The sequence below is a fragment of the Coprobacillus cateniformis genome (assembly GCF_009767585.1).
GTDB classification, from domain to species: Bacteria; Bacillota_I; Bacilli_A; order Erysipelotrichales; family Coprobacillaceae; genus Coprobacillus; species Coprobacillus cateniformis.
In genome coordinates, this window is record NZ_WSNW01000009.1 from 1 (window position 1) to 536 (window position 536).

Genomic DNA, 536 nt, shown 5'->3' on the forward strand with positions numbered 1-536 from the left:
ATCTCTTCCCAGATTTCACACATCTCTTTTCTCCCTCCTTCTGTCTCTTTAAAATAACTCACTCTTTTCCTTAAAAACTCATAATGCATATCACTTGTCTCACTACATAGAAAATCATGCATCAATCTCCCTAAGGCATTATCCTCCTGAATACTTGCATTGATATAGATGATCTCACTTCCATCATCAAATATCTGGTTATTCTCATCTATTGTTCTATGAACATGATAGATTGGTAACCCATATCCTAGGACATCCTCTTCTGTTATGAAGATGATAATCATATGAGGCAAGTCCTTCCATTCTTCTTTAGGATATGATGTACTGGCATCAATCAGACTTCCATGAAATCTTGCCCGTCTTGGATTGGCTCCAGTATAATCTCTTTGCACTTCAATATTGATATAATGATTTTCAGTTTTGACAAAGACATCAATACTGATAGACCTTCCAAGAATATTATTGATATCATACTGCACATGCCATTCAATGATTTCAATAGGCCTTTCTAAGATAATCTCAAGAAACTGAGTCAG

1 protein-coding gene is annotated in these 536 nt (G+C 35.3%); it reads right to left on the reverse strand.

Annotated features, from left to right (window positions below; all coding sequences use genetic code 11):
• Positions 1-536 (reverse strand): hypothetical protein (locus GQF29_RS18030; RefSeq protein ID WP_160340880.1); only part of this gene is annotated, 536 nt, incomplete at both ends.